The 22,756-nt window shown below is 61.2% G+C and carries 29 protein-coding genes; 17 read left to right on the top strand and 12 right to left on the bottom strand.

From position 1 onward, the window contains the following. Positions 1 to 43 precede the first annotated feature (43 nt). The 7 genes from EX88_RS0111740 to EX88_RS0111710 all read left to right on the top strand — a co-directional run bounded on the left by EX88_RS0111740 (position 44) and on the right by EX88_RS0111710 (position 3,011). Positions 44 to 274, top strand: a complete 231-nt coding sequence (locus tag EX88_RS0111740; RefSeq protein WP_031372180.1) for a hypothetical protein — start codon at positions 44 to 46, stop codon at positions 272 to 274. Next, positions 258 to 509, top strand: a complete 252-nt coding sequence (locus tag EX88_RS0111735) for a hypothetical protein (protein WP_031372179.1) — start codon at positions 258 to 260, stop codon at positions 507 to 509. Before EX88_RS0111740 ends, EX88_RS0111735 begins: the two co-directional genes overlap by 17 nt. Next, a complete protein-coding gene (locus EX88_RS23735; RefSeq protein ID WP_036148671.1) occupies positions 506 to 1,195 on the top strand; it encodes a DUF3489 domain-containing protein in 690 nt (229 codons plus the stop codon). Before EX88_RS0111735 ends, EX88_RS23735 begins: the two co-directional genes overlap by 4 nt. A 57-nt stretch (positions 1,196 to 1,252) precedes the next feature. Further along, positions 1,253 to 1,732 (top strand): hypothetical protein, encoded by a 480-nt coding sequence (locus tag EX88_RS0111725; RefSeq protein ID WP_031372177.1) that lies wholly within the window; start codon positions 1,253 to 1,255, stop codon positions 1,730 to 1,732. Positions 1,733 to 1,766: 34 nt separating this feature from the next. Beyond that, positions 1,767 to 2,048 (top strand): hypothetical protein, encoded by a 282-nt coding sequence (locus EX88_RS0111720; RefSeq protein WP_031372176.1) that lies wholly within the window; start codon positions 1,767 to 1,769, stop codon positions 2,046 to 2,048. Positions 2,049 to 2,255: 207 nt separating this feature from the next. Further along, a complete protein-coding gene (locus EX88_RS24535; RefSeq protein ID WP_152566229.1) occupies positions 2,256 to 2,573 on the top strand; it encodes a hypothetical protein in 318 nt (105 codons plus the stop codon). A gap of 117 nt (positions 2,574 to 2,690) precedes the next feature. Beyond that, entirely contained in the window at positions 2,691 to 3,011 is a 321-nt protein-coding gene (locus EX88_RS0111710) for a hypothetical protein (RefSeq protein ID WP_152566228.1), read from the top strand. A 36-nt stretch (positions 3,012 to 3,047) separates the two neighbouring features. On the opposite strand, the gene EX88_RS25265 is transcribed toward EX88_RS0111710, so the two are convergent. The 12 genes from EX88_RS25265 to EX88_RS0111645 all read right to left on the bottom strand — a co-directional run bounded on the left by EX88_RS25265 (position 3,048) and on the right by EX88_RS0111645 (position 13,184). Beyond that, a complete protein-coding gene (locus tag EX88_RS25265; protein WP_036148669.1) occupies positions 3,048 to 4,085 on the bottom strand; it encodes a DNA cytosine methyltransferase in 1,038 nt (345 codons plus the stop codon). Continuing rightward, positions 4,082 to 5,338, bottom strand: a complete 1,257-nt coding sequence (locus tag EX88_RS0111700) for a site-specific DNA-methyltransferase (protein ID WP_031372172.1) — start codon at positions 5,336 to 5,338, stop codon at positions 4,082 to 4,084. The genes EX88_RS25265 and EX88_RS0111700 overlap by 4 nt, the downstream gene beginning before the upstream one ends. Positions 5,339 to 6,078: 740 nt before the next feature. After that, the gene (locus tag EX88_RS0111690) at positions 6,079 to 6,504 is read right to left on the bottom strand and encodes a DUF6362 family protein (protein WP_051885023.1); all 426 of its coding nucleotides are present in this window, start codon (positions 6,502 to 6,504) and stop codon (positions 6,079 to 6,081) included. Further along, positions 6,497 to 6,706: a hypothetical protein gene (locus tag EX88_RS0111685; protein WP_031372169.1), complete on the bottom strand. Its 210-nt coding sequence runs from the start codon at positions 6,704 to 6,706 to the stop codon at positions 6,497 to 6,499. The genes EX88_RS0111690 and EX88_RS0111685 overlap by 8 nt, the downstream gene beginning before the upstream one ends. Further along, positions 6,703 to 7,305: a crossover junction endodeoxyribonuclease RuvC gene (locus EX88_RS0111680; protein ID WP_235186246.1), complete on the bottom strand. Its 603-nt coding sequence runs from the start codon at positions 7,303 to 7,305 to the stop codon at positions 6,703 to 6,705. The genes EX88_RS0111685 and EX88_RS0111680 overlap by 4 nt, the downstream gene beginning before the upstream one ends. Then, the gene (locus EX88_RS0111675; protein WP_051885022.1) at positions 7,298 to 9,598 is read right to left on the bottom strand and encodes a phage/plasmid primase, P4 family; all 2,301 of its coding nucleotides are present in this window, start codon (positions 9,596 to 9,598) and stop codon (positions 7,298 to 7,300) included. The genes EX88_RS0111680 and EX88_RS0111675 overlap by 8 nt, the downstream gene beginning before the upstream one ends. Next, positions 9,595 to 10,329, bottom strand: coding sequence for a PD-(D/E)XK nuclease family protein (locus tag EX88_RS0111670; RefSeq protein ID WP_031372166.1), 735 nt, complete (start codon positions 10,327 to 10,329; stop codon positions 9,595 to 9,597). Before EX88_RS0111670 ends, EX88_RS0111675 begins: the two co-directional genes overlap by 4 nt. A gap of 53 nt (positions 10,330 to 10,382) precedes the next feature. Next, the gene (locus EX88_RS0111665; protein WP_051885021.1) at positions 10,383 to 10,763 is read right to left on the bottom strand and encodes a DUF6511 domain-containing protein; all 381 of its coding nucleotides are present in this window, start codon (positions 10,761 to 10,763) and stop codon (positions 10,383 to 10,385) included. A 252-nt stretch (positions 10,764 to 11,015) separates the two neighbouring features. After that, positions 11,016 to 11,636, bottom strand: coding sequence for a hypothetical protein (locus EX88_RS0111660; protein ID WP_031372164.1), 621 nt, complete (start codon positions 11,634 to 11,636; stop codon positions 11,016 to 11,018). Between the two features lie 15 nt (positions 11,637 to 11,651). After that, positions 11,652 to 12,476 (bottom strand): ATP-binding protein, encoded by an 825-nt coding sequence (locus tag EX88_RS0111655; protein ID WP_235186245.1) that lies wholly within the window; start codon positions 12,474 to 12,476, stop codon positions 11,652 to 11,654. Positions 12,477 to 12,507: 31 nt separating this feature from the next. Next, positions 12,508 to 12,978, bottom strand: coding sequence for a hypothetical protein (locus tag EX88_RS0111650; RefSeq protein WP_051885017.1), 471 nt, complete (start codon positions 12,976 to 12,978; stop codon positions 12,508 to 12,510). Beyond that, a complete protein-coding gene (locus EX88_RS0111645; RefSeq protein ID WP_031372161.1) occupies positions 12,975 to 13,184 on the bottom strand; it encodes a helix-turn-helix domain-containing protein in 210 nt (69 codons plus the stop codon). The genes EX88_RS0111650 and EX88_RS0111645 overlap by 4 nt, the downstream gene beginning before the upstream one ends. Positions 13,185 to 13,827: 643 nt before the next feature. On the opposite strand from EX88_RS0111645, the gene EX88_RS0111640 reads away from it, so the two are divergent. The 10 genes from EX88_RS0111640 to EX88_RS25960 all read left to right on the top strand — a co-directional run bounded on the left by EX88_RS0111640 (position 13,828) and on the right by EX88_RS25960 (position 22,693). Continuing rightward, a complete protein-coding gene (locus EX88_RS0111640) occupies positions 13,828 to 14,742 on the top strand; it encodes a hypothetical protein (RefSeq protein ID WP_031372160.1) in 915 nt (304 codons plus the stop codon). A gap of 193 nt (positions 14,743 to 14,935) precedes the next feature. Then, complete coding sequence (locus tag EX88_RS25260; RefSeq protein ID WP_081930888.1) at positions 14,936 to 15,409, top strand: DUF2924 domain-containing protein; 474 nt, start codon at positions 14,936 to 14,938, stop codon at positions 15,407 to 15,409. After that, positions 15,406 to 15,858 (top strand): recombinase family protein, encoded by a 453-nt coding sequence (locus tag EX88_RS25255; RefSeq protein ID WP_081930886.1) that lies wholly within the window; start codon positions 15,406 to 15,408, stop codon positions 15,856 to 15,858. Before EX88_RS25260 ends, EX88_RS25255 begins: the two co-directional genes overlap by 4 nt. 9 nt (positions 15,859 to 15,867) lie before the next feature. Beyond that, entirely contained in the window at positions 15,868 to 16,236 is a 369-nt protein-coding gene (locus tag EX88_RS0111635) for a recombinase family protein (protein ID WP_031372159.1), read from the top strand. Beyond that, positions 16,233 to 17,564, top strand: coding sequence for a recombinase family protein (locus EX88_RS0111630; protein ID WP_031372158.1), 1,332 nt, complete (start codon positions 16,233 to 16,235; stop codon positions 17,562 to 17,564). The genes EX88_RS0111635 and EX88_RS0111630 overlap by 4 nt, the downstream gene beginning before the upstream one ends. Further along, the gene (locus EX88_RS0111625) at positions 17,564 to 17,980 is read left to right on the top strand and encodes a hypothetical protein (RefSeq protein WP_031372157.1); all 417 of its coding nucleotides are present in this window, start codon (positions 17,564 to 17,566) and stop codon (positions 17,978 to 17,980) included. Before EX88_RS0111630 ends, EX88_RS0111625 begins: the two co-directional genes overlap by 1 nt. Positions 17,981 to 18,047: 67 nt before the next feature. Continuing rightward, a complete protein-coding gene (locus EX88_RS0111620) occupies positions 18,048 to 18,626 on the top strand; it encodes a helix-turn-helix domain-containing protein (RefSeq protein WP_051885015.1) in 579 nt (192 codons plus the stop codon). A 943-nt stretch (positions 18,627 to 19,569) separates the two neighbouring features. Beyond that, positions 19,570 to 20,217 carry a hypothetical protein gene (locus EX88_RS0111615; protein ID WP_031372155.1) on the top strand — a complete coding sequence of 216 codons (648 nt, stop codon included), beginning with the start codon at positions 19,570 to 19,572 and terminating at the stop codon, positions 20,215 to 20,217. 239 nt (positions 20,218 to 20,456) lie between these two features. Continuing rightward, positions 20,457 to 20,786: a YegP family protein gene (locus tag EX88_RS0111610; protein ID WP_031372154.1), complete on the top strand. Its 330-nt coding sequence runs from the start codon at positions 20,457 to 20,459 to the stop codon at positions 20,784 to 20,786. 593 nt (positions 20,787 to 21,379) lie between these two features. Beyond that, a complete protein-coding gene (locus EX88_RS25960; RefSeq protein WP_152566227.1) occupies positions 21,380 to 22,693 on the top strand; it encodes an HAF repeat-containing protein in 1,314 nt (437 codons plus the stop codon). The last annotated feature ends 63 nt before the right edge of the window (positions 22,694 to 22,756 follow it).

Raw genomic sequence — 22,756 nt, 5'->3', positions numbered from 1 at the left:
AGCGTTCATGTCCCCACACCAACGACAGCCACGGAGGCCAACGATGCACGACGAAGTCGAACACCTCAAAGACTACTTGCGGGGAATGAGGAGGGGCAACCGCAAAGGATTGGCGCAGTTGACCGCCCTCAGCGACTGGACTGACATCGCCCAGCGGGAGCTCGAACGCAGGGCCGCCTACATCCTCCAGATGTTTCCCGATGAAGTCCTGCTGGGACTGACGAGCGGTGAGATCGACATGCGACAGGCCATTGGCGATGTCCTCGCCGAATGACACCAGCGCGCACCCGGCCTCGGCCGGGTGCGCCATCCCCGAGCACGACTTCTGGTTCCTCAAGGCCATCCACTCGGCCGTGTTGGTCGCAGCTACCAGCGGAATGCTCGACCTCAATCAGCTCGCTCGCACCGAACTGATCCGGCGCGGACTCGACCCCGCAGGGGATTGGGTCGGCCGCAACCGCGCGCGGGAACTGCACACCCACCACACTACTAAGGAGCACACACCATGACCCAGATCGAATTGACCCCGAGCCAGCGTGCCGTCCTCGACCTCGCTGTCGAGACCGACGGACGCGTCGAAAACTTCCCCAAGAATCTCGGCGGTGGAGCACGCGCGGGGGTGATGCGCGGCCTGCTGCTCAACGGCCTCATCGTCGCCGATGGTGCGGGCCATGCCCTCACCGAGGCCGGCTACGAGGCGGTTGGCCGGTTGCCGCCGCAAGCGGACAACGATGCAGGCGTAGACATCAACGCTGATTCTGGGGCCGACACCGAGGCCAAAGTCGAAATCGAATGCCGCACGGAGGCCGAGGTCGAGTCTGCCGACGAGCCGGCAGCGACCCCCGACGATGAGTCCGCCCAAACGAACACAGAGACCGCCGATTCCGAAGGAGCATCTGCCAACGACACCCGCTCCGCAGTCCTCGCCCCGCAGAAGAAGCGAGAGCAGAGCCGGGTCGACCAAGTCGTCGCGCTACTTTTGCGCCCGCAGGGCGTAACCATCAAGGAGGTGATGGAGGCGACGAGCTGGCAGCAGCACTCGGTGCGAGGCTTCTTTGCCGGAGCTCTGAAGAAGAAGGGCTACGAGCTGATCAGCGACAAGAACGGCAAGGAAGAGCGCGTCTACCGGATCAAGACCGAAACGCGGGCCGAAGCCGAGAACGATCGCACGGGCCGCAGCGACGAGGCCGAGTGACCTGATTGGCGGCCGGAGGCCGTCTCCGGCCGCCGCCACTTTTCGGAGACCTAAGCCATGAAGAAGAATTCCAAGAGGGCCATACAGGCCCTCGCAGAGCGTGAATCTACTATTCGCGACATTTCCGTCGGCCAGGTGCTGACGCTCCGGATCTGCACGCCGCCGCCCACCATCCTCCACTGGCCCTTCATGCTTTCAGATGAGGACTTCTATTGGTATGATGATGTTGTGGTTGGCGAGGTGATCCAATACACGCGCTCGGAGCAGTACGAGGAGTTCTTTCGCCGCTTGCCCGAACAAGTACACGTTCCGCCCGGTTACGTCGGAATGGAAGCAGAGGGACGCAAACGCTTTATCGCGGTGACAACGCCGGAACGTCCGACGCTCTTCCTATATCCATCCGAAGATGGGACGGCGGCGCTACTGGGCGCGTGGTTCTTTGGCATGGACCATAAGCGACGAATGGCCGCATTGACCAACTTGGATCATCTCCTTCGTTCCATTCGGGACAAGCCACTTGATGTTCCGTTGGTATGAAGCGTTCATGGGCTCCCCAAGACGGAGACAAACGATGCACTTACACGACATCAAAGGGCCGGACCCAGTCCTCGTTTCACTACCCGAACGCGTTCTCGTTGTGGTCGAGGACGCCCTGTCCAATGATGAGTCGTCCACCGACGCTGAGATGGCGCAGTATCTGCTGGACATCGGTCTGACCGACGTCCAAGCCCGACATGCGGTGAGCTACCGCGACGTATACCGCCTCAGTTTGTGGATCGACTGCTACACGCCGATTCGTAGCGCCGTCCGAGTTCGTTGCAACCGGACCACGGGCGAGTACGAGATCACGTGACTCCTGCACCGCCGCGCTCAGCGCGGCGGTTCTCTTGTCCCCGGCGCAGCGCGCCGGCTAGCACGTATCCCGTGCTTATTGTTGAGAACAGTCGTTCTCGTCTGACACCTTAACGGCTTCGGGTTTTCCCTCGAAATGGCGATGTTCCGCTTGGCTTCCCGCCAGAAGGAAGCGTTCATGTCGGCACGCCCACCACGGAAGACCGACATGACCACGACGACCATTACGCCTCGCAACCAAATGGTCCGGTTTGCGCGCAAGGCCGAGAGCCTGTCTTGGGTCCAGCGCGAGCTGCGTGTCCTCAACGTCCGCCCCGAAATCGCGCTGGTCGTCGCGACCAAAGACCTAACCGCCGAACAGTACGACGCCTTCGCAAAGCAACTGCTACGTGCCCGCGATTGGCTGGCCGACTTCGACGGCATTTGCCACGAGGTGGTGGAAGTTCGGTGCCCGGGCCGCCCGATGCTCTACGTGAAGTCGAAGGGAACCAACTACGCCCACACAGTCGGGCTGGCCGTCGAGTAAGCGGGGTCCTTGTCCGACACCTTAACGGCTTCGACCATCGGTGATAGGTGCGGCTATTTCCCTTGGCTTCTGCCGGGGAGGAAGCGTTCATGACGCCACCCAACCACGGAGCACGTCGTGACGATCGCTATCTGCAGGCCCTATCTCGCCAATGTTCGATTCTCGCGCAAGCCCGCCAACCTGCGCGGCATGCTGCGCGAGCACAGCGGCTACCACATCGAAGAAGAGCGGGTCTGCGTCGTTGCCGTCAAAACCCTGACTGCCGCCGAGTACGACGCGTTTGTTTGCGATATGAGTCGGGCGCAGGACTGGATCGCCAGCTTCAACGGACGAAGTGAGCAATGCATCGCGGTACACGCGCCCGCCCGCCTGACCCTCTACATCCGGGCCGAAGGCTACGACTATCCGCGCTACGTCGGACTAGCCGACGCGGACTGAGGCGGGCGGGCCCTGGCGTCGCGCGCGGAGGCGGCGTCAGTGGCGCAGGGCGCGGAGGATTTCGGCGGCAACCTGCGGGACGATCGCATTGCCGGCGGCGCGCAGCTTAGGAATTCGGGCGGATATCCCATCAGCCAGAAGACGAATTCCGGATTCAGGTACCCGGCGACCGGCGAGGGTTTGACTTGTCTGCCAAGCATCCCATTCTCCGGTGCGCTGCCAACGCTCGACGCGTCCTTGTGATCCCGCGTCGTCGGCGTGGCCCAGACCGCCTGCGCCGGTAACGGTTGGGTCGACCCACTTCCGAACTGCTGGTTCGGGCCGCCCTTCTCGCCGTCGCTCGCGCGCGGCGTGCTCCAGACCGCCTTCACTACTCCCGGCAAGCCATTGCGTCGCTCGGCCGCAAAGTCGCCGCGCTTCTCCGGATCGTTCGCCGTGGCCGTCGGCCAGACCCGCCTCGCCAGATTCGGCAGGTCGATGGTCCGCTTCTGTCCGCTCGGCGTTCTGCCAGTCGCCGTCGTGCCCGGCGGTACACCGCGCCCGCCGCTCGGTTGCAGCGGCGTCGGCCAAACGCTTTCCGACGATCCAGACGCGGTCGCGTCGGTGCGGGGCGTTGACGGCACCAGCTGGAACAACAACCGCCCGGCTGGCGTAGCCTTCGGCTTCCAGGTCAGAGAGAACTCCGTCGAGGCCCAGCGGGATGAGGCCAGCAACATTTTCACCCACGAATAGAGCGGGTCGCGCCGATGCAATAAGGCGGCGCAGCTCCGGCCAGAGGTGGCGGTCATCCGCTTGCGCGCGCTGGCGCCCTGCGACGCTGAACGGCTGGCATGGGAAGCCGCCGGTCCAGATCGGCTCGTCGTCCGGCCAGCCCGCGAGCCGGCAGGCGTAGGCGAACCCACCGATGCCGGCGAAGAAGTGGCATTGGCCGTATCCGCGCAGGTCGTCCGCGCAAACAGATCGGATGTCTCGGTCATCGACGTCGCCGGGGGGAATCAGGTCGGCCGCAATCAGATTGCGGAGCCAACCGCACAGGTAGGGATCATTTTCGTTGTAATACGCCGGCCGCGTCATTCGGAGCCGGGCTTCGCTGCGGACTCGGCATCGCGCGCGGCGTCCTCGAACGCGACGCCATCCAATTGCCTGGTGGCTGCCTGGCCCGTATGGTCCTGCCAGCGCCGGACGATCACGTCCGCATACTTCGGGTCCAGCTCGATTAGGCGCGCGCGGCGGCCGGTCTTCTCGCAGGCGATCATCGTCGTGCCCGAGCCGCCAAACGGATCGAGGATCAGGTCGCGGGTCTTGCTGCTGTTGCGGATGGCGCGCTCGACCAGCGCCACAGGCTTCATGGTCGGATGCAGGTCGTTCTTGCTGGTGCGGTCGATGAACCAGACGTCGCCCTGGTCGCGCGCGCCGCACCAGAACCGGTCGTTGCCGTCTCGCCAGCCGTAGAGGATAGGCTCGTACTGCCGCTGGTAGTCGGCATGGCCCATCGTGAACTTGTTCTTGGCCCAGATGATGAAGGTGGACCAGCGACCGCCGGCCGCGCGGAAGGCGTCTTGCAGACGGTCCAGTTCTGACGACGACATGGCCATGTAGACCGCGCCCTTGGTCGCCGTCAGGATCTGCTGGCAGGCGGCCTGGAGGAAGGCGCCGAAGTCGGAACCGAGGTTGTCGTTCAAGATCGGACGATGCTTACCGCGAAGCTTGTCCTTCGGGTTGTTGGCGTAGTCGACGTTGTAGGGCGGATCGGTGAACGTCATGTCCACCAGTTCGTCGCCGAGCAAGGTGGTGTAGTCGGCGCTGCTGGTGGCGTCTCCACACAACACCTTGTGGCCGCCGCAGATCCAGACGTCACCGGGGCGCGAAATCGGATGCTCCGTTGGCTCCGGTACTGCATCGTCGTCGGTCAGTCCGGCCTGGTCATCGATCAAAAGATCGTCCAGCTCGTCGTCGGTGAAGCCCAGCAGGTCCAGATCGAACTCTGCATCGCGAAGCTCGGCCAGTTCCAGCTTCAGCAGCTCCTCGTCCCAGCCGGCATTCTCGGCCAGGCGGTTGTCGGCGATGACGTAGGCGCGCTTCTGCGCCGGGGTCAGGTGGGCCAGCTCGATCACCGGCACCTGAGCGAGTCCGAGCTGGCGCGCGGCAAGCAAACGACCGTGGCCGGCGATGATGCCGCTGGCGCCATCAACCAGAATCGGATTGGTCCAGCCGAACTCCACGATGCTGGCCGCGATCTGCGCGACCTGTGCATCGGAGTGCGTTCTTGCGTTCCGTGCAAACGGAATAAGCGCCTCGATCGGGCGCTGTTCGATCTGAAGGCTCAAAGGATGTCCAAGTGCGAACGGGGTTGCAGGGACTGCAAACCCGAATCAAAAGGTTGACGCTAGCGGGGTTTTGCGGTTTGGCCCCCCGCGCGATTTATGCCAGGGGAAGGACCCGCGATTTTTGGCCACACATCGCGCCGTGTCCGCGCCTGTGGGCCGTATAGCAGGACGGATAGCTATCGGGCGACTACTTCGCGCGCCGCGCGTGGGGCCTCTGCGGTCGCGACGTCGGGCCGAGGACTTCAGCGTCGCTTCGTGTCTCATTACTCGCGATAATTTCTACGCGAAGTGACACGTTTTCCATGTGATCTCGACAACTTCGTTGTCTACATCTTTTGTTAGGCTGCGCGCGTCGATTTGTGCTGCACAGGGAAAGTAATGCCGAAGTTGATCGTCCGCAGGGTTTCGTTCCACCACAGCACTACAGGTTCATTCCGGGAAGACGTATTGACCGCGGTACGTACCTTGCCAGGCGTTACATCCGCTTCGCCGCTCCTAGAGAGCGACGACGCGATGAGAATCGAATTCTCCTGGCAGGAGCCGCACTACGACATGATCGAGAAACATCTTAATCATCACGGTTTCACTTCAACCGACTAAAGCGCGCCAACGAAGTGCCGTGGTGCCGACGCACCGCGATCAGCATGCCGACTAGGCTAGGGTAAAACTGGGGGTTTTGGGACACCCCTGATCTTCGCATTGGCCCCCAATCACCCCCATTCGCCCCCAACGGCACAAAGTCATCTCGCTTCTACTTGCGACTGCACCATCTGCGGCCCGGCGAATCGGGGTAACGGCCCGTTGAGATGCGCCACGACCAGCACCAAGGCATGCTGCCAGCGGCGCCACGCGGTCTTGCGAATCAATCCGGTCCGAGCGCACACCTCGCGCCAAGGAACATACTGCGCTCGTAGCCAGATCAATCGGCGCTGTTCCTCGTCCAGCCACCTCAGCCACCGTACGGTCTCGCCAAATCGGTCGATCGCGCCAGGCGACGCGGCAAAGCGCAGGACAATCCGCTCGTCCGCATATCCCTCCCACGACTGCCTCTGAATGTCGGGCCAGTACGACGCGTAGCCCTGCACCTTCGCCGCCGGAAGACGCCGGGCCGTGATAGCGGCCTCCTGAAACTGATCGGCCACTTTCTGCACCGTCCACTCAGCCACGGTCCTTCTCCCGCTTGCCGTACAGGCGCTCGGCGATCTGGCTCAGCAGTTGGCGCTCTACCCAATCCAGACGCGTGTCTTCGGCCGAGACCACCAACAGGCCTTGCTCCCGCCATCCCTGACGCTTGAGTCGGTCCAGGTCCGGCGTGTCGGGAACGAAGCGCGCCAGCGGCGAGCGATAGCGAAACTCGGGCGTGGTCATGCCTTTGTCTCCTGCGCGATCGCCCAATGCAGCAGCGCCAGAGCGTCAGCCTCGTTGTCGTCCTCGGGCTGATGGCCCCAACGCTTCGCCGCCTCGATCATCGCCGCCTTGTCGGCATTGCCCTTACCCGTGGCGAACTTTTTGATCGTGCCGACCGGCACTCCCTGATACGGAACGCCGTGTCGCTCGCACCACGCCGTGAGCTGGGCCAGGAAACCACCGTAGACGTGCGCTGCATCAACACCCCGGTGCCGGCGCACCTCCTCGAAGTAGAGCTCCGCAGGCGGACCGGCAAAGCGCCACAGCTCATCGAGCCAGCGGACGAAGCGCAGGTAGCGCATGCCCCCGCCTTCGAAGCGCCCAACCTTGAACTGCTCGGTACCGCTCATCGCCTCGCCGGAGAAGCGCAGGGCCCAACCCAAGGTCGTTCCCAGGTCGAGCGCCAGCAGTGTCGGCGCGGTGTCCACGACGGTCCGGGTGGCGGATATGGCAGAGCTGCCGGTTAACACGCGCGTGTGCGCGCGCACGCACACATAAGGGGGAACCGGCATCTCTGCCGCTTCCGCCACCCCTGCATCCAAGTGCTTGATTTCATTCATGGCCGTTGCCTCCGAACTGTAAGAAGGATTTGGGCTTAAGACTCAGGCCGATGAAGTAGCGCGCGCCCTTCCCCCCTTTGTGCTTCTGAAACTGTCGCGTGATCAGGAGATCCGAGAAGCGTTTGATGGAACCCACGAACTCGCCGCTGCCTTCGGCCCAGTCTCGCCAGTCGGCGAACAAGTCCGCGACGAGCGCCTTGGACTGCGCATGCAGGTAGCAGCGCTCTTCGATCCAGTGCCCGAGCGCGTCCTCGCCTTCGAAATACTCTTCGGTGGCATCGACCACACATTGCGGCGGACACAAGCCGACTTGCTGCCATTGCAGGCAGCCCTCCACGGCCCAGGCCATGATCCCGTCGCGTTCGGCCAGGAGCTTCTCAGTGAGACGGCCGTCGCGCCGCTCAGGCGGAATGGTGACGGTGAATGGCACCAGATGCAGCCGTCGCTTCATGGCCTCGTCCACGTTGCGGATCGCGGGCTTGTGGTTTCCCGCGATCACCAACTTGAACTGCGGGATGTACTCGAAGAAGTCCTGACGCATGAAGCGCGCGGTGATTTTGTCACCGCCCGTGATGGCCTTCAGTTTCGCCTCGTTCCAGCGCCGCCCCTGCTCGGTCTCGCTGGCGGCAACGAAACGCGCACCGCGCAACCCAGCCAGATCGGTGGGGTGACGCTCACCCCGGCTTTCCATGAACGTTTCCATCGGCGCGTTCGTGGCGTAGTCGCCCAGAATCGTGGCGAGGGCGTTCACGAACACGGACTTGCCATTGGCGCCGGTGCCGTAGAGGAAGAACAGCGCATGCTCGCGGGTGACGCCGGTCAGGCAGTAGCCGACGACGCGCTGCAGGTAGGCCGCGAGTTCGACATCACCTCCGGTCACATCGACCAGGAAACGGCGCCAAGTCGGGTAGTCCCCCTGCGGGCTGGCCGTGGCCAACTTGGTCATGTGCTCGCCGCGAGCATGGCGACGCAATTCCCCATCGCGCAGATCCACGATGCCGAGCGGCGTGTTCAATGCCCACAGATCGCGGTCCCAATCCTCGGCAAAGGATGCATGTCGCGGATCGCTTCGGGCCAGGCGCTCGACACCTGCCACTGTCGATGCCGAGGCCAGCTTGGACCGCTGCGACGGCCGCTCGGCAAATTCCTGCGCAGCTCGACAGACGCCACGAACCAGGTGTTGCAGAACGAGCGTTCGATCCGGATTCCATCGGGTGCCGGTCCAGCTCAACCATTGACCCCAGGCCGCGCAGTAGCGCCAGTCGTCGGAGTATCTGCGGGTGAAGGCCAGGCCGAGACCATCGTCGCCGCTCCAATCGAGCCCGGTGAAATCGATCGGTGGCGGCGCGTCGTCGGTGCCGGGCAGCAAGAAGGTGCGTTCGCCGGCACGCAGGAAGCCCTCGATGTCGAAGCCGTCCTCAGCTGCGTCGGCGGCGTCCCAGCCCAGCGGCTTGTCTTCGGGGAGGTGCAGAACCGCGCACGAGTCGGCACCGGCCTTGAGTGCGGCCTGGGACGCCTGCATCGCATACTCCCAGCCGGGCTTGTCTTTGTCCGGCCAGATCAGCACGTGCTTCCCGCACAGCGGCGACCAGTCGGTCTTTTCGATAGGTGCATTCGCGCCGTTCATCGAGGTCGTGGCGCAGGCATCACGTGCGATCAACGCGTCGGCCGACTTTTCGCCCTCGACCAAAACGACTTCCGCTGACGCCGCAAGACCGGGTTGGTTGTAGAGCGGTCGCGGTGTCGGTGCCTGGTGCTTGCGCCTCTTCGCATCCCAGGGGCGATACTGCTTGCCCTCCGGGGGGTCGTAGCGGTAGACGCAGGCGATCAGTTCGCCATCCACACTCAGGTAGTCCCAGCGCGCCGTGTGCGGACCAAGATCATCGACCGCCGGCTCCGACCGACGCCGCTTCTCCATCGGGGCTGCCGGTGCCACCGAGATGTGACCCACCAGCTCGGAAGCGCGCTTGAGCACGGCCACAAAGTCTTGTCGCGCGTCCAGGCCGAAGTGCGCAGCCAACAGGTCGAAGATGTCGCCGCCGTCGCCGGTCGCGTGATCATTCCAAAGCCCGGCCTTGTCGCCCGTTAGAGCGACCTCCAGGCTGACGCCGGCAGCGCCATGAATGTCGCCGATTGTGAACTTGCCGCGGCGAGCTTTGCCTTTCGGATACAGGTCAATCAGTACGGTTTCGAGGTGACGCAGCAGATCGCTGCGCGTGTTCTCGCGTTCCCGCATAGGGGACGCCGGTTTCGGTGCGCCACCGGCTTCGTTGAAATTGTTCCAATCGTTCAATGGGGCAGGCTCCAGCAACGGTCCTGCCAGGGGCAGTACCGACAGGTTTGATCGGTGGGAGTGGTGCTGATGCGGGGGAGGAGTTCCGCGGAATCGCAGGCGCGCAGGATGTGGACGGCATGGTCCGATGCGCGCTGTGCCAGGCCGCGGTCATAGACGACCCGCTCGGCATAGATCGCCATGTCGTCGGCGCAGATCGCAGTGAAGAGCGCGGGATGCTCATGGAGACCGAGATACGCCTGGTAGAGCGCCACCTGGGTCGCGTAGACCGGGCGGCTCGCCGCGAGCCGCTTCTTCTGAAGCTCGCGAAAGGTCTTGGCACCGACCGCCTTGTTTTCCCAGAGCATCCGATAACCGAAGTGGCCGGGACCGGCGACGATCACGCCATCGGCGTGGCCGCGCATCCGACCATCGGCAGCGGTGAACCCAAACTGCTCGCCATCCTCGTTACGAGAACGCAGATCGAAGCCGGCTAGGCGCAACCAGTCCGCCATCCAGTCTTCGACCCGATGACCCCGGGCGAACACGCGCAGCACGCGACCGGGAAAGTGCCGACCTGCATCTTTCGGTGTGTTGAAGTATTGGAACTGCAGGCGACGGGCGCAGTCTTCACCGAGGCTGGACGCTCCGAGATAGGCACGAAGCGGCAGCAAAGCCGCCTCGCGCTCCATTGCTCTGTCGACCAGAGTTCCGACATGCTTGGACAGGTCGTGCGTGTTGAAATCAAGCATAAGTTCGACGTCGAAAGTGGCAAATTCCAAAAAGAAAATGGCAATGCCAAAACTCAGAATGGAATCGTGTCGTTCTCAAATCCGTCGAGCGGCGGCGCCACCTTGTAGCCGACCGGATTGGACTGTGCCCGTACCGACGCTTCATAGGCTTGGGTGATGGCTTCAATGGCCTCGGTGGCTTGCGCCTGGTTGTAGTGACCAAGCGGCATGTCGAAGCCGATCCGGCCGGCGACGGATGCAAGCGCCCTCAGGCACGCGCGCTGGGCTTCGGGGGAGAGTGGGTGGGTCACAGGCAATAGCTCCTCCAGCGACGCGGAATCGCTCCGGCGTCGCGTGTCGTAGAGTTGGTGGAAGGCGTTCTGGCAAGTGGTCGAACAGAACGCCCATCGGTAGGGCGCGCGCCGCGGATCACCGATCCTGCGGCGCAGGTCCAAGTGGCCGAAGCCGCGTGCAGGTTTTCCACACGCCCAACAGCACGTCATCGACCCAGTCGGGACCGCTCAACCATTTGGTCTCGGTAGTCCATTAGCGCCTTCGCGTGCTCCTGAAATTGCTGAGCCGACCGCAATAGATATTGGATCTGCAGTTCGAGTTCGGTACGGCCGAGTTTCCGCAGGTCCGTATAGATCCCGTCGCGATTTGGGTATCGATCTTGCAACCGGGTACGCGTCATGGCCCGTCGCGCCTCACTGAGCCCATGCCGGGCGACCGGCGGCCGGCGCGGATACCGCCGCAGTCTGCGCAGCCTCAACTAGGTGCGACGGCACGTGTGCCGGCGGCGCGGCATGCCTGCTCGTCGGCGCGACCACCGCCCCCATGACCTCCTTGTAGTTAGGATGGTCGGGCATGATCGGGATCTTGATCACGGCCTTGTCCTCACCGTAGCCGTCCTTCTCCCAGTCCACCTTGCCGGCGAAGACCAGACCATCGAGATCGCCGAAGCTTTCGATGCAACGACCCGCCTGCGCGGCAGCGCTGATATCGTCGGGATGCAGACCGAACGCCGAGTTCAACGCGCCTTTGATGAAGCTGCGACCCATCTGGCCCCACGTTGGACCCTTGGCGCTGTACAAGCCGATCAGCGACCACAGCTTGCGGCGTGCGTACTTGCCTTCGATCACGACGAACTCGCCATTGAGGTACACCGAGCCGCTGTCCCCACGCGTGGCCCATCCGTGCAGCCAACCCTGGTTGGGATCGTTGTAGCCGCCGGGCTTGATGGTCATGCGTACCTTGACCAGCGTGCCCTTCGGGATAAGAGAGAACGAAGGACTCTCGGCGTCGTTGAAGTTGTTCCAGACCGACATGGGGTCTCCTGCGAATTAGTGGATGGAGGTCGAGTTGGGCGCCGCGGCCTCGGGGGCGCCGAGCTTGCGCATGAGCTGGCCCAAGTCCGGAGGCTCGACCAGTTCGAGGCGACCGGACCGGTCTTTCGCGGGGAAGCCCCAGGGGTTGGCGGTGTGACAGATGAACGCCCGATACGAAGGACCGTCCGTCGGCGTCAGCTCGGCCAGGGTGATCACCTCGTCGACGATGCCGGGCAGTTCCAGGCCCGTCTTCGAGCCATCGATCTGCAACTCGTAGACCTTCTTGTTGAAGTCGTCGATGCGCTCGTCGAGGATGCCGACGAACCAAATGTGCTTTCCGCGGGTGTGCTGGATATGGGTGAGCCAGCCCACCATCTCCTGCCCCATCAGTCCGTAAGCGCCCCGCGTGTCCGGCTTGCCGGTCTTTTCGGAGAACGCCTGCGGCTGCCCCTTGCACCACTGCAAGCAGAGCCGACCGGCTACCGTGATCGAGTCAATAAACAGAGTGCGGTACTTCACCAACTGCCCGGGATCACCGTAGCGACTGCAGGCTTGCGCGTAGTGGGACTCGCTGAACGACTGGCCGTCGCGGAGCGCGGGATTGGGGCCACCGAGCAGCACGGCGATGTCCCGGCAGTCTTCCCAGGTCCGCGGGCGCAGGCTGTCGCCAGGCCAGTCCTTCACCGCCAGATCGCCGGCCTCGATGTCGACGAACAACGTCGTGGCGGGGTCGAGGGTCCATAGCTGGTAGGTCTTGCCCAGACCCCAGCGGCCGATCAATACCCCTTTGACGCCGCGATTCTCAGCCAAACGCTGGTCGGCCGTGATGATGGGCAGCATTACTGCCCCCAACCTGAAATTGTGATTTTGGTCACGATTCATCCTCCATCACGGACAGACGGTAGATCTGCTTGCCAGCCTTCAGCGTTCGGGCCGGATCAAACGACGACCGCATGGCTGCCGACCAAGCGCCATAACGGGTCTCGCTGATGCGGTAAGTGGTCTCCACGAACTCAGCCGGGTCCTCGCCCGCGGCGCGGATGCGCTCAACGATCCGACCGAGGCGGGCCTGGTCCCACTCGACCTTCTTCGGCAACTCGACGCTGATGCGAACCACGCCATCGGTCAGGCGGACGGTACCGGTGTCCTTCCCGGCGGCCAGCCGAGCCGATGCGGCCTGGCGGCCGTAGCGAAGATCAACGGCCCGATCGACCAAGTCGGCATTGGCCTTGGCGGTAGCCAGCGCATCCGAGGCTTGCTTGGTCAGTTCGAGCAACTGCTCTGGCGTGAACTCGGCCAGCTCGGAGGCCGGGCGGCCGACGCAACGTTCGAGCAACGTCACAGCCGCACCTGTGCCACGCGCTCGGTGGTGGACGAACGCATCGAAGCGGACTCGAACTGCTCGACGTCTTCGCGGCGATACCGCACGTGGCCTGCCATCTTGAAGAATCGCGGTCCGATGCCTTCGCAACGCCAGCGCTCCAAGGTCTTCGCCGGCACGCTCCAATGTGCCGACAACTCCTCGGGAGAGAGATTGGTACTGCTCACGATAGTGCTCCTTGTCTTCGGCGTGACGTGCCGCGCAAGAAGCGTCGGATATGCCCAGTGAGGAATGAAAGGGGGGAACGAAGGAGGAATCGGTGAGAAATGCATGAGCAATCGAAGGTTGATTGCTCATGCTGCCGCTCACCTCGCGGACTGGTCGAAGCCCGACGGCCGCAGTGAGGAATCGAAGTCGATTCCTAACTCCTTCGAGCAAAAGTTCCCCTCAATCCAAACGAAGCATGAACCGAATCGATTGGATCGCTAGTCTCGTGTCAACGGACGCGCAAGTGATATTGCGCACAGCTTCGGCGAAAGGCTAGGCTCTGGTTCAGCAACACAGCACCAACTAGAAGTGGCTTTCCACCAGGGGCCCAGACTTATGCACAACGGACTGTTTCAAACTGCCAAGGCGGCGAAGTTCTCGACGGACGCAGCTCGGCCTTCTCAACCTCACTCCGCTCCCGTACTACGGGGCAACCTCGACCTTGTCGCTCTACGCGATCGACATTGCGATGGACAGGTACTTCGCCTCATTCCGAATCTAACGATTCGCTGATCCGCTAAGTCGCCTTACCCGCTACACCTATATCCAGGCCCCCTCGGCCTGACGGGCAACTATTGCCCACGATTTCTTGAAGGACACATCGTGCTCTACCGATACCTGAGCTGGTTCGAGTCCGAACCGGTTGATGCCCTGTTGCCTTACGACGGCGATGCGATGAGCGATTTCGTTACGCTTGGTGCGCTGACGAAAGTCCGGCGCACCCGCAAGATCCATTGCCGGCAGTGCGGCCACGAGTTCGCACTCCAACTGCATTCTTTCCAAGAGATAGACGTCAGATGCGTCGTCTGTGCAGCGCAAGTCGAAATGACTTCGGAATACATGTCGACGCAGGTCAAGCTCGACTGGCTGCCGAATGCTCTGGCACGCCGCCTCGCAGGACCCGATGCCGTGCCGGAGATGCTGGTTGAGAACAGGCTTTGGCGAGTCGCGAGCGCTAGCACCGTAGCGGGAAACATCCCGATCTACTTGCTACGCGCCGGCTGGTACGTCGATTTCCCGCCTATCCTCTCGCGGCTTCAGCAGGAATCGAGTGGCCGACAGATCCTCTTGTCCTCGTCGCCCTTGATCAATGGGCAGCTTGACGATGCCAATCGCGTCATCCTTGCTATCGATGATGTTGCGCGCGTAGAGACCGAAGGACTTTGGCTCGATGTTAGACGGATGGGGCATGAGGTAACCGCGCCCTATCCGATCTGGTTCGACCTGGACCCGTCTGGTGACCGGCTAACGATTGGCGATGCCGTTCTGGTGCTCCGACGCAACCAAAAGGAATTCATGCGTCTGCTCGCAGCGGCGCATGAAGCCGGCCATACCGCCGTCAATTGGAAGAATCTACTGCGCCAATCGAAGTACGACGCCCATTACACGGCGTTGACTCAAGCGCTCCCGCCCGAAGTCTTTCGCTTCATCGATACCGCGAAGGGTGAGGTCTGGATCAGAAAGCAAGCCTTGCCACTCTCGCGCGCGGGCCCGGCCCTCACTTCCAAGGCAAGTTAATGATCAGCATCGAAGACGACTATAAGCAGGCCTCAGCCCGTGCTCGGCTGGATGCGGTGGCGAACTTAATCGCACTCGCCCTGGTTCGCTTGCGATCAGGCAGCGATGCTTCCAATGACAAAACCCGTGGACTTGCAAACACCTCCGAACCGAGGGTGTATGACCGCACCTTCAAACCACCCCGGAGAGACACTTGAAACGTTCCACCAGCCCGCCTAGCAAGGTGTGCCAAAGAATCGCTGCGCTCCAAGATCTCAAATGGAACGAGCTAAAAGCGCTGTGGAAAGATTTGTTCGGGCGAGAGCCTAGCATCAACAATCGACGGTACGTCGAGCGTCGCTTGACTCACCGGCTACAAGAGTTGGCAGCCCAGGAGCACCACGCCGACCTGCTTCAATCCAATGATCGGCGGATTCGACACCTCCTGCAAACCGGAACTATCCAGCCTAACAAGGGCAAGGCCCTACGTAGCGGCGCGGTGCTGACTCGAAGCTATCGAGGCGTGCTGCACTCCGTTCGCGCACTGGATGACGGTCGCTTCGAGTATGGCGGAAGGCAGTACCGCAGCCTCTCGGTGATCGCCCGCGAGATTACCGGCACACGCTGGTCCGGCCCGGCGTTCTTTGGACTACACCAGCCTAATCAAAAGAAGGAACTTCCCAAATGACCATGTCCGCTCGTCAAACATCGATTGCGATCTATACGCGATCCAACGTGCCAGATGCGGCAGCCCACCTTAAGCAGTACGCGGCGGCCCATGCTGCCGCGAAAGAGAAGTTCGGCGCGACATCAACGGTAACGTACTCCGATGATGGCTACGAGGGCACGACCCTCCACCGCCCTGGGCTAAAAGCGATGCTCCGGGATGTGGACGCGGGAAATATCCGAGCCATCGTCGTCACCTCTAGCGACCGCCTGTCCGGATCGTATGTCGACTACCTGCGGTTGCAGCTGCGCTTTGAACTTGCTGGCATTGCAGTCCATGAGGTCCGTCGGGCAACCCTGACGGCAGCCGATGCACTCGCCGAAGTAGCGACCACACTGGCTGCTGCTATCGCAGCCGCTGGAAGCCCCCAATGCACTGACCCGGTGCCTACGCCACCTGCCCAGACTTGAGACCCCGCCATGTTTGACACACAGGAAGCTCTACGCGTCGCCGTCTACTGCCATACGCTGGAGCCCGATCCGGACGACATCGCCTTCCAGAAAGCCGTTGTGACCCGGGCGATGAATCTATGTTGCGACCGCGCGCCCCAGATCAGCTACTACGTAGACGATGGCATCTGCCCGAATACCCAGTCCCGCCCCGGATTCCAGCGCCTGCTTCAAGACGTGGCCGCTCGGCGCATCGATTGCCTTGCGGTTCTCGACTGGAGTCATTTGGCTAGCGGTGAAAGAGACACCGCACTGCTCCGTCGATTCTTCGCGCAGCATGGAGCGCACATCATCGAGTGCCAGCTTCCGCCCGCAGTCCTTGTGAGAATTGCCGCATGAGCGACCCACTCAAGCGCCTGCGTTGCGCAGTCTATACCCGTGTATCGACCGAGGAAGGCCTCGGACAGGCCTATACCTCCATCGATGCCCAGCGAGACTCCGGCGAAGCGTACATCGCCAGCCGGCGCTCCGAGGGCTGGATTCCGGTTGGTGACTACTATGACGACGGTGGATACTCCGGCGGCAATCTGGAGCGACCGGCCCTCAGACGACTGCTGGACGATATTCGCGCCGGAAAGATCGACATCGTCGTCACCTATAAGATCGACCGCCTCACCCGGTCACTGTTCGATTTCGCTGAGCTTTTCAAAACCCTGGAAGAACATAACGTTACGTTCGTCGCCGTAACGCAGCACTTCAATACCACGGATGCGATGGGGCGCATGGTGCTCAACATCATGTTGACCTTCGCACAGTTCGAGCGAGAACTAACCGCCGAGCGCATCCGCGACAAGTTCATCGCCAGTAAGCGCAAAGGACTGTGGATGCATGGCGTCCCACCGCTGGGCTACGACGTCAAGGAGCGAAGGCTCTCTATCAATGCTGAGGAAGCCGCAGTCGTACGCTGGGTCTTCCAGCGCTTTGCGGAGGACAGATCACTCCAGAAGGTGGCCGAGCGCGCACGACTGGCGAACTACCGGAATAAGGACTGGACCAGCGCGGAGGGCCGGTATACGCCCGGCAAGGCGCTCGATAAAGGAGCGATTCACAAGATCCTCCACAACCGGACCTACCTTGGACATCTTAAGCATCGGGACACCGAGTTCGAGAATACCCATCCGCCCATCATTGATCCCGCGCTGTGGGAGCAGACGCGCGAGATTCTCAGCGTCAATGCCCATACACGGGCCAACCACTCGCGAGCCAACGTGATCTTCCTACTTAAGGGCCTGCTCTTCGATCAGGATGGGGCCGCGATGTCCCCTTGGCACACTACTAAGCGTAGCGGACAACTTTATCGCTATTACCTGAGCAAGGAACTTTTAAACCGTGGCAAGCTCGCGCAGTCCCCATTGCCGCGCCTACCGGCTGATGAGTTGGAGTCCATCGTAGTGAAACAGTTCAGGCGGATTATCCAGTCGCCTGAGATGATCCAAGCCACGTTAGCTGCTGGGAGATCCCACGACACGGCCTTAGACGAAGCGCAAGTCACGGTGGCCATGCGAAACGTCGACCGGATCTGGGACTCGCTGTTTCCCAGCGAGCAGCAGGTCATCGCCCAACAACTGATCGAGAAGATTACCGTTGCACCTGAACGCTTAGAAATCCGATTTCATCCCTTGGGCATTCAGTTGCTGGCGGACGACCTCCAGAGGAAAGCCGCATAATGCCCGAGGTCATTCATCCGGACGGCGAAGCCAGCATCTTCTATACCAGCGATGGGGCAGCGACGGTGACACTGCCCATTCGCCTGCGGCGGCGATCAGGGCAAAGGAAGCTGCAACCCGCCGTTGTCGGAAATCCGGGCGCTACACCCGACCTGACCGCCATGCAGCAGGCCCTGGTCCGTGGCCTTCGCTGGAGGGAGATGCTCGACTCGGGCGAGGTGGCATCCATGAAGGAGATCGCCGCCAGAGAGAAGACAGACAACAGCTATATCGCCCGCATGATCAATATGACCCTGCTGGCTCCACAGATCATCGAGGCGATCCTTGACGACACACTGCCCGATGTCCGCCTTACGCGCTTGGCAGTAAGTCCGCCATCACTTTGGCCGGATCAACTCAAGCACGTTGGGTTGTGATTTCGGTCATACGAAAGCGCGACCTATCGAACTTCATCCTTCCACTTAAAGAAACTAGGGGCGCTTCATGCCGAACATTACTTCTGTACTGAAAGATGAAATTGTCCGATTGACGAGAAAGGAGTTCCGGCAGCAGGTAGAATCCCTGCGCAAACAGGTGCTCGCGCAGCGCAAGACCATCACTTCACTCAAGGGCGATATCGATAAGCTCCAGCGGGGTATCAAGGTACTTTCCAAGGGTCCGCGCAAGAACGGGCAAGCGGTCGGCGACCCCACGGCGCCCACCACGCGGGCACGATTCTCGGCCAGTGGTTTGCGCAAATTGCGGGAGAAGTTCGGCCTGTCACGAGAAGCCTTCGCCCCCTTGCTCGGTGCGAGCCACCAGTCGATCTATAGCTGGGAACGGGGCGGCACCCGACCCCGTCCAGTGGTCATCGAGAAGATCGCGATACTGCGTGGCATGACCAAGCGGCAGGTTCTGACGGTACTGGAACAGCACGCACCCAAATCGCCCAAGCCGAAGCCGGCGCGAGCAGCAAAGAAGACCGCCAAGAAGATCGCAAAGAAGATCGCAAAGAAGACTGCACCCCGTGCGAAGCCGGATAGGAATTCTGTTTCGCCAGGCAAAGCGGATAAGGCGGACTGATACGGCCGCCTCGGGTTGGAGCGTCTCGGCCAGCGAGACAGCGCCCTACTAGTGTCTGACCATGGACGCTCCCCGGCCTTTACAAGATCTGCCTCCCGGTTTTCCCTGGGAGGCGCCTTTTTCCGGCTTCATCTTTCCGCCACATCTCGTAGCGGTGCCCGATGAGGATTCAGAGGCCTGGCTTGCAACCATTGCGCCAGTCCAAGACAAGAAGGCCGCCGTCGCAACCATCCTGCGCCACTTGGGCGTAAAGGATCACGTCAGCCGTCCCTTCTGCACCGACGCTGCCGCTCTAGGGTGGGTCGCACGCTGGCTCTCCAGCCAGGGAGGTTCTGTACGCGCCGAACTTCGCCGCGACTGTTCGTCCGAGCCAGCCATTGCGGCATGATGCCCCCTGAGTTTGGCCGTGTTCCGCCTGAGCAGAACCGGCCGTCCGGCCCTATATCGAAGCATCCGCTCATGTCGGTCTGCGTTTCCCGCTATCCCTGCTGGCTGCGTACCCGGAGCGACCCTCCGCAGTACGACCCGGAGACTTCCGTCGCAGTGACCGAAGAAGAGCGCGAGCCCGACGAATGGGGTGAGCCGGGGCGCTTAGTGCGCCGAAAGCTCCTCTATGTCGAGGGCCCGTTCGGCAGAACGTGGGCCGATCATCATCGCTCTCGGCATTCTTCGTGGCGCTTGGAACTTGGTCCCCGGATCGGCGGTCTCAACTGGGCCAGCCCTGCCGAAGAGTGAGTCGTCTGCTCGGCGTCACAAGCCCGGCAAGCCAACGCGCGCTGCGAGGCTAAAGCCGTTTTCCTACATAGATCTAAGAGAGCGAAGGGTGGTTCAGCCCTCGCGGCGATATCGGTACTATCCACCGACATCCACCAGAGGGGCATGCGTGCGTACGCCTACTAAATCGTTACTACCCGTTCAAATTCCACTGCCCGAGAATCTGCCTTTGGCTGAGAATGCCGTCTTCGTTCGCCTTCCCACACTGGCTGCGCTTGAGCAGTTCTGGGCCACGCAGCGCGACATGCGACCGTTTGCAGCGAAAGGCGTCGGCTGCTCTGCCGGCCAGCGCTTTTTGAATGAGTACGAGTGGGTGTTTGCGCCGACGAAGGCAGCGTTGGTGGCCGCGTTTACGCGCTGGGACCAAATCGGCATCAGCGTGCGTTGGTACGACTGGAAAGACGACACAAACGCTGTCGTCAGCCATGAGAAGTTCTTCCACGACTTCGAGGCCCGCCGAGAGCGTCGGATAGCCGAGGGCGACTGGACTTTACAGGACGAGGTCGACCATCTGGAGTACTCCCCGGATCGCTATACAGGAGAGTGGATCATCGAGAACTTGCCTGACCAAACGGACATGGGCGATTGGTTCGGCTTGGGCTTCAGGAGCATCATCGACCACTCGTTGCCAGCGTCGGAAGTCGTCCGAATCATGCAAGAACGGACCTTCGACCATTGGATCGATATAGACACCTACGATATCGAGGTCCGCGATGTCGCAACCATGGATGAAGAAATCGAATACTGGCGAACGGAAAAGCTCCACGGCGAAGGCTATTACGGTGATGAGAACGTGAATGATGGAGTGACTCACTAACACGCCGCTCTGCTTTAGGCCTCTACCGGCATGGCGAGTGGAACCCGTCTGGGCCGTCCCTGAATCTAGGACAAAGCACATTTACCAACTCGCCCTACAGACGGCTCTTCCCGTTGTTTCGCGGGTTGCCCGCATGCCAGTATCGATTGCCCAGTGTGATCCGCACGCGCCGGCTTCATAGCCTTGTCCGCGGCAGGTTCCTGGTTGCATTCGGTCCTCTTCGATCAAAGGAGCAGTCCATGGCAGCACGTTATGTACTTAGCCGTTCCGGCTCGCAGTTCCGGTTTGTCCTGAAGGCAGGAAATCACGAGACGATCCTTACGAGTGAGCTCTACAACGCGAAGGGCAGCGCGGAGGATGGCATCGAATCGGTAAAGAAGAATTCGGCGCTCGATGAACGCTACGAGCGCAAGGACTCAAGTAACGGCAAGCCGATGTTCAGCCTCAAAGCCTCGAATGGCCAAGTGATCGGGACCAGCGAGCTCTATTCGAGTGAATCGGCTCGCGATGGCGGCATTGCCTCGGTGAAGGCGAACGGGCCGACTGCAGCCGTGGACGACCAAACGTAACTGGGGCCACAAAATCGAGGGGCAAGCCCCCTCGATCTCCACCTGAGTTGTGGCGACGACTCTGGAGTGCATGCTCGCACTGCAACGAGGGTTCGCGTTGAACTTGGCGGCCCTATCTTCGACTTGACTGTTGTTGGCGCACGCTCGTAGCCAGTGGCTTCACACGGCATCTCGAAGCTGAGTACTGCCGGTCCGATACGAGCCTACCCGGGCCGCTTCACTTCGAGTTGACAGCCAAACCATATACCCGGACATTCTGGCGCCCTTGTGCTGGCGCACGGCCTGTTTCGCCAAGTGGCGAAATACACGTCCTCGAATCGTCCTTTCAAACGAAGGTGGCGAAGACCCGTTGCATTTCTCAATTGAAATCAACGAACACATCGAATGGAAGCCCCTTCGATAAAATGACGGCCATCACAACAGATGATGGCTTCGCCGTGACCTAGCGACCGCTTTTGCCAAAAGCTCTGAGCATAGGATTGCTCGCACCTTGAGTTAGGGACACATTCGATGTCATCGAGTGCTAGGAAACGACATTTCTTGCTCCTCGGCTGCCCCCTTATCTTTGTCACATGTACCGCGGAGAGACATCAATGGCATCAGGTTTGCAACTCGGTGATCGCTTGCTTTCCTTCGCATTTCTCTGTTGCTGCATAGCAACCCCGCGAAGCGCGCTAGCACAGGTAATCGACGAAGGCATCGGTGTAGGGCAGGATTGCGTCGGCTCTGCCGTGAATGACTTTGCAGTCGTTGTTGGATCTTGCACAAAGACGGAAGGAATTACGGCTGGATTCGCATCGTTAAGCCCGGGCACTAGCGTTGAGCTACCTCATCTGGCTATCGGAAGAAGCTGTGATGCCGGCGCGATCAGCAACAATGGCTTAGTCGTTGGCAGTTGCAATGACGTCGATAGTGTTTCCCAGGCCGTCAAATGGACGGACCTAGCGGGAACGCCAACCGTGCAACAGTTGCGGCCTCTCGGAGGAGACGTAAAGACAGTAGCGACCGCCTTTAACCAAGATGGCGCCATCGCGGGCGTCAGCATAAGCGGTGTAGGCACCTCTCGACCGGTGCTCTGGAAAGCTGGCACGACTAATGCGATCGCATTGCCTGTTGGATTACTGGGTTTGTCCAGCTCAAACTGCAGCCCAACCGATGTAGTTGCTGGCAGCGGAACCGGCCCCACAGTGGTCGGCATGTGTCCAGATGGCAGAGGAAAGAGCAGGCCGATGTACTGGTCACCAACCGGGCTGCTTGGTGCTTATGTTGCTGCACTCTATGCACATCCTGAGGGCAGTGACCGCTGCGCTGTATTTCAGCAAATCAGTACAGGCGGATCTCTTGGTACTTGTGGCTTCGGTCTGTCAGGTGCTCGAACGACGTATTGGCAGAACCCCGCCACGCCTCTTGTCTTGACCATTACAGACGGTGCCGGCCGCACCCTGCGCAACAGCGGCATCGATATGAATGCCTCGGGGCAAGTACTTGGCCAAGTTCAACTTCGTGATGAACCGGCCCTGCCGTTCGTCTGGGATACACGCAACAACAACTTCACAGTCATCGCGCCATTACCAGGAGGCTTTTCCGCTTCTGGTGTTGCTATCGGCAACAATGGTCTGGTGCTAATCAATAGCGAGACTGAAGAAGGCAACCTTCATTCCGCGATGTGGACTTATCAAACCGGCACCGTTGACCTGCCCCCAATATCCGGCGGAGACAACTCCAGTGCTACCAATATCTCGAAGAACGGTTGCCATGGAGCGGGCGAGAGCGAAGTAGTCGGACACGAGCATCACGCAACTGAAATTGAGCTCTGCAGCCAGATTCAGCGCAGGACACTTAGAGGGGCCAAGCCTCGTGAAGATTTCAAAGCGGTCGTGCGACCGGGCCTCTCGCGCAAACTTTAAGGGTAAGAGCGTCGTAGTGTTCTCAAATCTCGCAGAAGCCTTCAAGTAAGCCGTCCCATTAGC

The organism is Lysobacter antibioticus, from assembly GCF_000731095.1.
GTDB lineage: Bacteria > Pseudomonadota > Gammaproteobacteria > Xanthomonadales > Xanthomonadaceae > Lysobacter > Lysobacter antibioticus_B.
This window is presented reverse-complemented; position numbering and strand designations above follow the sequence as displayed.

What these genes read in the sequence shown, in the direction of transcription:
- EX88_RS0111740 (WP_031372180.1), top strand. Translation starts at nt 44, where the DNA reads ATGCACGACGAAGTCGAACACCTCAAAGACTACTTGCGGGGAATGAGG.
- EX88_RS0111735 (WP_031372179.1), top strand. Translation starts at nt 258, where the DNA reads ATGTCCTCGCCGAATGACACCAGCGCGCACCCGGCCTCGGCCGGGTGC.
- EX88_RS23735 (WP_036148671.1), top strand. Translation starts at nt 506, where the DNA reads ATGACCCAGATCGAATTGACCCCGAGCCAGCGTGCCGTCCTCGACCTC.
- EX88_RS0111725 (WP_031372177.1), top strand. Translation starts at nt 1,253, where the DNA reads ATGAAGAAGAATTCCAAGAGGGCCATACAGGCCCTCGCAGAGCGTGAA.
- EX88_RS0111720 (WP_031372176.1), top strand. Translation starts at nt 1,767, where the DNA reads ATGCACTTACACGACATCAAAGGGCCGGACCCAGTCCTCGTTTCACTA.
- EX88_RS24535 (WP_152566229.1), top strand. Translation starts at nt 2,256, where the DNA reads ATGACCACGACGACCATTACGCCTCGCAACCAAATGGTCCGGTTTGCG.
- EX88_RS25265 (WP_036148669.1), bottom strand. Translation starts at nt 4,085, where the DNA reads ATGACGCGGCCGGCGTATTACAACGAAAATGATCCCTACCTGTGCGGT.
- EX88_RS0111685 (WP_031372169.1), bottom strand. Translation starts at nt 6,706, where the DNA reads ATGACCACGCCCGAGTTTCGCTATCGCTCGCCGCTGGCGCGCTTCGTT.
- EX88_RS0111680 (WP_235186246.1), bottom strand. Translation starts at nt 7,305, where the DNA reads ATGAATGAAATCAAGCACTTGGATGCAGGGGTGGCGGAAGCGGCAGAG.
- EX88_RS0111670 (WP_031372166.1), bottom strand. Translation starts at nt 10,329, where the DNA reads ATGCTTGATTTCAACACGCACGACCTGTCCAAGCATGTCGGAACTCTG.
- EX88_RS0111660 (WP_031372164.1), bottom strand. Translation starts at nt 11,636, where the DNA reads ATGTCGGTCTGGAACAACTTCAACGACGCCGAGAGTCCTTCGTTCTCT.
- EX88_RS0111655 (WP_235186245.1), bottom strand. Translation starts at nt 12,476, where the DNA reads ATGCTGCCCATCATCACGGCCGACCAGCGTTTGGCTGAGAATCGCGGC.
- EX88_RS25255 (WP_081930886.1), top strand. Translation starts at nt 15,406, where the DNA reads ATGACCATGTCCGCTCGTCAAACATCGATTGCGATCTATACGCGATCC.
- EX88_RS0111635 (WP_031372159.1), top strand. Translation starts at nt 15,868, where the DNA reads ATGTTTGACACACAGGAAGCTCTACGCGTCGCCGTCTACTGCCATACG.
- EX88_RS0111630 (WP_031372158.1), top strand. Translation starts at nt 16,233, where the DNA reads ATGAGCGACCCACTCAAGCGCCTGCGTTGCGCAGTCTATACCCGTGTA.
- EX88_RS0111625 (WP_031372157.1), top strand. Translation starts at nt 17,564, where the DNA reads ATGCCCGAGGTCATTCATCCGGACGGCGAAGCCAGCATCTTCTATACC.
- EX88_RS0111620 (WP_051885015.1), top strand. Translation starts at nt 18,048, where the DNA reads ATGCCGAACATTACTTCTGTACTGAAAGATGAAATTGTCCGATTGACG.
- EX88_RS0111610 (WP_031372154.1), top strand. Translation starts at nt 20,457, where the DNA reads ATGGCAGCACGTTATGTACTTAGCCGTTCCGGCTCGCAGTTCCGGTTT.
- EX88_RS25960 (WP_152566227.1), top strand. Translation starts at nt 21,380, where the DNA reads ATGGCATCAGGTTTGCAACTCGGTGATCGCTTGCTTTCCTTCGCATTT.